Origin of the sequence: Nocardiopsis halotolerans DSM 44410, from assembly GCF_000341065.1 — a bacterium.
GTDB classification, from domain to species: domain Bacteria; phylum Actinomycetota; class Actinomycetes; order Streptosporangiales; family Streptosporangiaceae; genus Nocardiopsis; species Nocardiopsis halotolerans.
Genome location: NZ_ANAX01000182.1, coordinates 1 through 7,071 on the forward strand (window position 1 = coordinate 1; position 7,071 = coordinate 7,071).

The 7,071-nt window shown below is 71.0% G+C and carries 6 protein-coding genes; 1 reads left to right on the plus strand and 5 read right to left on the minus strand.

Translation table 11 applies throughout. The annotated features are described in order from the left end of the window. From D455_RS0114015 to D455_RS0114035, 5 genes are all read right to left on the minus strand, one after another. Positions 1-1,414 (minus strand): FtsX-like permease family protein (locus tag D455_RS0114015; RefSeq protein WP_017571346.1); only part of this gene is annotated, 1,414 nt, incomplete at its 3' end. After that, positions 1,414-2,154, minus strand: a complete 741-nt coding sequence (locus D455_RS0114020) for an ABC transporter ATP-binding protein (RefSeq protein WP_017571347.1) — start codon at positions 2,152-2,154, stop codon at positions 1,414-1,416. The genes D455_RS0114015 and D455_RS0114020, both read right to left, overlap by 1 nt. After that, on the minus strand, positions 2,151-2,744 hold the full coding sequence (locus tag D455_RS0114025; RefSeq protein ID WP_040684854.1) for a PadR family transcriptional regulator: 594 nt from the start codon (positions 2,742-2,744) through the stop codon (positions 2,151-2,153). Before D455_RS0114025 ends, D455_RS0114020 begins: the two co-directional genes overlap by 4 nt. A gap of 138 nt (positions 2,745-2,882) precedes the next feature. Beyond that, the gene (locus D455_RS0114030) at positions 2,883-4,148 is read right to left on the minus strand and encodes a hypothetical protein (protein ID WP_017571349.1); all 1,266 of its coding nucleotides are present in this window, start codon (positions 4,146-4,148) and stop codon (positions 2,883-2,885) included. Positions 4,149-4,293: 145 nt separating this feature from the next. Then, positions 4,294-5,733, minus strand: coding sequence for a dicarboxylate/amino acid:cation symporter (locus D455_RS0114035; RefSeq protein ID WP_017571350.1), 1,440 nt, complete (start codon positions 5,731-5,733; stop codon positions 4,294-4,296). Between the two features lie 652 nt (positions 5,734-6,385). On the opposite strand from D455_RS0114035, the gene D455_RS30355 reads away from it, so the two are divergent. Further along, the gene (locus D455_RS30355) at positions 6,386-6,820 is read left to right on the plus strand and encodes a Uma2 family endonuclease (protein ID WP_017571351.1); all 435 of its coding nucleotides are present in this window, start codon (positions 6,386-6,388) and stop codon (positions 6,818-6,820) included. Positions 6,821-7,071: the final 251 nt, after the last annotated feature.

Below are 7,071 nucleotides of genomic sequence, written 5' to 3' on the forward strand. Positions count from 1 at the left end.
CCGGTGCCCACAGCAGCAGACCGATGGCCGCGACCACCGCGCCCGGGACGAACATGTCCGACCGGGGCAGGGCGAAGGCGGTGACGACGAGGGACGTCCCCGCCAGGAGCGATACGGCGCAGAGTACGGAACGGACTCGGTACCGCGCGGAGGACGCGGTGGTCCGTCCGGACAGTACGGCCGCGGGATCCGTGCGTCCCGCCCGCAGCGCGGGCGGAAGCGCCGCCACCAGGGCCACGGCGACTCCCAGGGCCAGGAGCAGTGCCGCGTCCGCCCACGGCAGGACCAACTCGGGGTACTGGGCGTCGCCGCGCATCCGCAGCAGCGCCGCCACCAACCAGGCCCCTCCGGCCCCCAGGAACACACCGGACACGCCGCCCGCCACCCCCACGGCCAGGGCGCCGCAGAGCACGATCCCGCGCAGGGTTCGTGCGTCCCCGCCCTGCGCGCCGACCAGAGCCAGCGCCCGTTCGTTGTGCCGTGCCCGTACCGCGAACACCGGTCCGACGACCAGGCAGGCCAACAGGGCCGTGCCCGCGACGACCTCGGCGTACGGGGCCAGGGAGTCCGGTGGCGGGGCGGTCGGCTGGTCCGAGAACAGGGGGACCTCGGCGTCAGGGGGCGGATCGGCCACCACGGCACGACTCACCACGGAGGCCCCGACCTCGTTGACCGCCAGCACGTCGTCCCAGGACACGGGCTCCGCGCCGAGGACGTACCAGACGGCGGAAGCGTCGGGGGAGACCAGCTCCGGTCCGGTGTCCAACAGGGTGCCCGGGGCCAGCACCACGTCCGCGGGGTGGCGGGTGGCGCGGTAGACGCCCACGACGGTGACGGTCGCCGACTCCCCGTCGTCGTCGACGGCCTCGATCTCCGCGCCCGGCTCCAGCCCCAGGCGACCGGCCAGCCCCAGACTGACCATGGCCTCGCCGGACCCGCGCGCGGTGCGGCCCCGCGCCGGAACGAACATCCCCTCCAGAGGGCCGGTGACGGGCGCCTCCAGCGCGGCCAGGCCCTCGGTGGCCTGGTCACCGGACGTCGCGCGCACCGTTCCTGCCGCCGCCCCGACCAGTTCCGACCCGGGCGGCAGCAGCTCCAGGAGGAGCGACTCGTACACGGCGCGTGACCGCTCTTCGTCGGAGTCGCTGCCCGCCAACACCACGTCCTCGCGGGGACTCTGGGCGACCACACCGGGCATCTGCCAGGTGATCCGCGCCTGGGCACCGTCACCGAGCATCATCCGGTTGAACACTTCGGGGGAGGGTGTGGCGGAGCGTAACAGGGCGTCGGCGGCGACCGCGCCACCCACCACCAGCACGATCACGCCGGTGACCAGCAGGGTCGTGGCCCGGTGGCGCAGGGCGTCCCGGCGGGCCAGGCGCAGCGCCGCGCGCCAGGACGCGGACGACGCCATCAGTCGTCCCCGTCCGGGAACGGGCCCACCAGGGACTCCAGCCCGAGGCGGCTTCCGGTGGAGGTGGTGACACGCCCGTCGCGCAGGAAGACGGTGCGGTCGGCCCAGGCCGCGTACCGGGAGTCGTGTGTGACCATCAGTCCGGCGGCGCCCTGGTCGACGCGGTCGCGGAGGACGGTCACCACCTCCTCGCCGGTGGCGGAGTCCAGGGCTCCGGTGGGCTCGTCGGCCAGCACGAGGCGGCGTGGCCCGACGAGGGCGCGGGCGATGGCCACCCGCTGGCGCTGGCCGCCGGACATCTGTTCGGGGAAGCGGTCGTCCGTCCCCGCCAGGCCCACCTCGGCCAGGGCGGACCGGGCCTCGCGGCGGGCGGCGCGGGTGGCGACCCCGTCCAGTTCCAGGGGGAGGGAGACGTTCTCGACGGCGGTGAGCGAGGGGATGAGGTTGAAGTCCTGGAACACGTAGCCGATCCGGCGGCGGCGCAGCCGGGCGCGGGCGCGCGCGTCCAGTCCGGCCAGGTTCCGTCCCCCGACCGCCACGTCGCCCTCGGTGGGGCTGTCCAGCCCGCCCGCGAGGGTGAGCAGCGTGGACTTGCCCGAGCCGGAGGGTCCCATGACCGCGACCAGCTCGCCGGGAACGACCTCCAGGTCCACGCCCGTCAGAGCCGCCACCCGGCTCGGTCCCCGGCCGTGTACCCGGCCGACGCCACGCATGAGCAGCTCCGGTGCGGCCCCGCTCATCCGCGCGCCTTGGGGCCGTGCTCCGGAGCGGGGGCCACGGGACGCGAGGGGGAACGGCGGCGACCGGCGGCGCGGGACANGTCCAGCCACTGCATCTCGGCCTGGGCGGAGAAGACCAGGGCGTCCAGGACCAGGTGCCAGGCCAGGTCGTCGTCGTTGTCTCCCTCCCCGTCGGCCCCGCCGCCCCCGCTCCGTTTGAGCCGCGTGTAGTCCTGGAGGCCACGCAGGGTCTCGGCGCGCTGGGCGTCCAGGAGGGCTTCCACGTCCACACCGGGGGTGGTGACGGCCAGGGCGAGCTTGAGTGCGAGTTCGTCGCGGGCGGGTGCGCCGCGTTTGACGGGGCTGGTCCACCACGACTCGACCTCGGCGCGCCCGGTGCCGGTCAGCTCGTAGCGTTCGGGGGCGTCCGGGGCCTCCTCGTGGATCTTGGAGACCAGCCCGTCCCGTTCCAGCCGTTGCAGGGTGGTGTAGGCCTGCCCGATGTTGAGCGGCCACGTGCCCCCGGTGCGGGCCTCGAACTCCGCGCGCAGCTGGTAGCCGTGCTTGGGGCCGTGGGAGAGGAGGGCGAGGAGCCCCTGACGGACGGACATGATCGACACCTACTTACTTGGTAACTAGGGCAACCATACTTACCGGATAACTACCGCGCCAGGGGTCGGCCCGATCCGGCCACGAAAGGGCCCCGCCGCGAACGCGACGGGGCCCGATGCGGTGTCGGTACGGAGGGGTCAGAAGTCGAAGCCGCCGAAGTCTCCCCCGAAGTCGCCGCCTCCGAAGTCGCCGCCGAAGTCGCCTCCGCCCATGTCCTCTCCGACGCCCATGCCCATACCCATGCCCATCATCGACCCCATCATGGAGCCCATCATCATGCCGGTGAACATGCCCATCATCATGTTCATGCCGAAGTAGCCGCTGGCGTAGGGCGCGTAGGCCGGACCGGCGTCGTAGTACGGTCGGCGCTCGCCGTCCACCTCGACCAGGCGGACGTCGGGGTGCCCGCCGACGCGCACCGCGTGGGCGCAGTCCGCGCAGGCGGTGACCTCGCGGGGCGAGCCGCCGGGCGGAGCCCAGACCACGTCCTCCACGGACGGTCCGTGCTGCGGGTTGAAGAAACAGGGGCCGCGCCGCTCGGGGACCGGGTCGCCGTTGAGGCGGGCGCGGGTGGCGGTCATGTGGTAGCGGCCGTCCTCCACGGCGCTGGTGACCAGGCGAACCTGCTCGGGCTCCCGGATGCCGTCCAGTTCGGCCTTGGCCCGGTCGTAGGCGTCCATGGCCTGGGAGTAGTCCTCGCGGGTGGCCTCGTCGACCTTGGACACGTCGATCTCCAGCCGGGAGACGTCCTCGCCGAGGCTGACGACGTCCTCGGTGGCCATCTGCCTGATCTCCGCGACCTGCCTGGCCTTCTCCGCCTCGCGCTTCCTGCGGCTGCGGTGGACGTACCAGGCGCCCGCGGCGACGACGACCACCAGGAGTCCGAGGAGCACGAAGCTGGAGACGGTCCCGGCCTGCTCGGCCTCCTCCACCTCCGCCGCGGCGTCGGGGATGGCGACGAGGGTGTCGACCTGGTTGTTACCGCCCTCCCGCAGGGCGAGCTCACGGATGGTCTCCGTGTCCTCCATGTTCGGGGACAGGACCTGGAAGACCTGGTCGCCCACGACGAACCCGTAGAGCCCGTCGCCGACCTCGTCCATGACGGGGTTCATCAGGGCGTCCATCCCGGTCGCGGAGGACACGCTGTCGGAGGGCAGGACCACGTAGTAGACGGGGACGTCCGCCTCGGCGGCGGACGACTCCAGGGCCTCCTGCTCGGCCTCGGGGATCACGTCGATACTCGGGTCGATGAAGACGTTGTCGCTCTGGAGTTCCTCGGCGATGGCCTGGGACTCGGGTGGTGCGGGCTGGGTGTCGGCCGCGGCGGGCACCACCGCGGAGCTCACCACCGCCGCCGCGAGTCCGGCGGTCAGGGCTGTGGGTGTTACCAAGCGGCGCAGCATGATCGTTCCTCTCGCCTCCCTCACGCACAGGAACGAACGATGACCCCCGGATGGTTCCGCCTGTGCCGGACCTCACGAGTGCCCGGAGAAACGCCGCGGCCCGCCGGAGGGGTTCCGGCGGGCCGCGGCGTGTGTGGAGCGGGCGTCAGCTCCCGCTGGAGGTACCCGCGGGCACCTTCGCCACGTCCGGGTCGTCCTCGGCCGCCTCGGTCCCCGCGTCGGCGTGGGACTCGTCCAGCGGCACGAAGCCGGAGGCGTCGCGCGGCGCGTTGTACCGGGCCACGTCCATGATGCCCTCGCGCTTGGCGACGATGGTCGGGACCAGCGCCTGACCGGCCACGTTGACCGCCGTGCGGCCCATGTCCAGGATCGGGTCGACGGCCAGCAGCAGACCCACGCCCTCCAGGGGCAGTCCCAGCGTCGACAGGGTCAGGGTCAGCATGACCGTCGCGCCGGTGGTCCCGGCGGTCGCGGCCGAGCCGATCACCGACACGAACACGATCAGCAGGTAGTCGGTGAGGCCGAGGCTGACCCCCGGGAAGAACTGGGCGATGAAGATCGCCGAGATCGCCGGGTAGATGGCGGCGCAGCCGTCCATCTTGGTGGTGGCGCCGAACGGCACGGCGAACGCGGAGTAGTAGCGCGGCACGCCCAGGTTCTGCTCGGTCACGCGCTGGGTGACGGGCATGGTGCCCATCGAGGAGCGGGACACGAAGGCCAGCTGGACCGCGGGCCACACGCCGCTGAAGTACTTCACCGGGGACAGGCCGTTGACCCGGGCCAGCACCGGGTAGACGACGAACAGCACCAGGGCCAGGCCGACGTAGATGGTCAGCGCGAACTTGCCCAGGGCGCCGATGGTGGTCCAGCCGTAGCTGTACACGGCGTTGCCCAGCAGACCCACGGTGCCGATCGGGGCCAGGCGGATGACCCACCACAGGGCCTTGAGCACGACCTGGAGCGCGGAGTCGGCGAAGTCGATGAAGGGCTCGGCGGCCTTGCCGACCTTCACCGCGGCGATGCCCAGGACGATGGCGATGACGATCAGCTGGAGGACGTTGAAGCCCACACCCGTGCTGAGGCTGCCGTCGTCGGCGGCGGAGACGCTCACGTCCAGGCCCAGGAAGTTGGCGGGGACGATGCTCTCGATGAACGCCATCCAGGAGCCGGTGCCGGAGGGCTCGGCGGCGGTGGCGGAGTCCACGGAGCTGTTGACGCCGGGGCGGATGGTCAGGCCCAGGGTGATGCCGATGCCCACGGCGATCAGGGCGGTGGCGCCGAACCACAGCAGGGTCTTCCAGGCCAGCCGCGCCGCGTTGGTGACGTTGCGCAGGTTGGCGATGGAGGAGATGACGGCGAGGACGATCAGCGGCGGGACGATCGTCCTCAGCAGGGTGACGAAGGTCGAGCCGATGGTGTCGAGGGTGACGGCGAGCCAGTTGGGCTGGTCGTCACCGACCGGGCCGATCTGGAGGGCGACGACGCCGAGGACGATGCCGAGGACCAGACCGGCGAGGACCTGGGCCGCGAACGGGAAACGGAGGGTTCTGCGCTTCGTGGGCGCAGCTGTGCTCTGTGCGGACACGGATGGGACTCCAGAGGACGGTGAAGGCAGCCGGAGGGACGCGCGGCGGCGCGTGCGGCACCGCCGGGTTCCGGCTCGGGGAACGGCGGGCATCACCAGGGGGACGGTGACGGGGAGGGGTGTGCGGCGCGCTGCCCGGACGGGCGCGCGTGGACCTAGCTACACGCCTGCGAGCTGCGGCGGCACAGGTCGATGTGCCACCGTCGCGTCAGTCCCCAGATGTTCGTCACAATCAAGGACAATAACGCCCGTTCCTTACCTATTCCATACGCGGGCGTCGACAACTTCCTGTCCCTGACGCCACATCGTCCACTGTGCGGGCACTGTGGTGCGCCCTCCCGGACGGGGATGCGGCGAGGATCACGTCGGAGCTGGAGCCGGGATGGGACAGTATGTTGAAAACATCGTTACGGGGTGACAGCGATGGCTACTGTGGGCGACGAGAACGATCCGACGATCGGAGACCGTGACATGTCCGTTCCAGTCGTGGCCGCGCGCCCGGACCCTGAGCTTGACGGTGCCCTGCTACTTCCGATGCCTCCTCAGGACGGGTTCACCGCCGAGGACCTCGACCGTATCCCGGATCTTCCGCCTCACACCGAACTCATCGACGGAAGCCTGGTGCTGGTGAGCCCCCCAGAAGCGTTTCCGTATGTACATGCTCAAGATTCTTGAGCAGCAGTCGGATGCTCAGATCCCTGAAGGGGTAGCGACCTACAGGGAGATGACGATCAGGATCGCGGATCGGCAGCGGCCAGAGCCGGACCTCATGCTCCTCTGGGAAAGTGGGAGAGAGGGGATCCACGACACATGGGTTGAACCCCGGGTGGTCCAGCTGGCCGTCGAGATCGTCTCACCGGAGTCCGGACTGCGTGATCACGAACGCAAGCCCCAGCTCTACGCGGAGGCCGGTATCCCTCACTTCTGGCTGGTCGAGGAGGAGAGCCATATGGAGGCGGTTGTGTACGCGTATGAGCTCGACCCCGTCAACAAGAGGTACGCGAACGTTGGCGTCCACCGAAAGCGGCTCAAGGCCAACGCGCCTTGCGACCTGGAGATCGATCTGACGAGGCTTCCCAGTTGGTAGGAGCCCGCTGGACGGTCCGCACGAGGAAGGGGAGGCACCGGCGGGCGGCACCTCCCCGTACGCGCGCGGCGCGGACGTCAGCGCGGTGAGCACAGAGGTTCACAGGCCCCGCTCTTCCCGGAGCCCTTGTACCTATCGCCAAGTGCGGCGGTCGAGACCCACTTTGGGTACAGGACCAGCGCAGGTGGAGCCCCGTGTGCCACACCGGTGACGGTTCAGCCCGACCCGTCAGGCGTCCTTGATCTCGCAGA

Coding starts and splice junctions, on each gene's coding strand:
- D455_RS0114020 (WP_017571347.1), bottom strand. CDS start 2,154: ATGAGCGGGGCCGCACCGGAGCTGCTCATGCGTGGCGTCGGCCGGGTA.
- D455_RS0114030 (WP_017571349.1), bottom strand. CDS start 4,148: ATGCTGCGCCGCTTGGTAACACCCACAGCCCTGACCGCCGGACTCGCG.
- D455_RS30355 (WP_017571351.1), top strand. CDS start 6,386: ATGTACATGCTCAAGATTCTTGAGCAGCAGTCGGATGCTCAGATCCCT.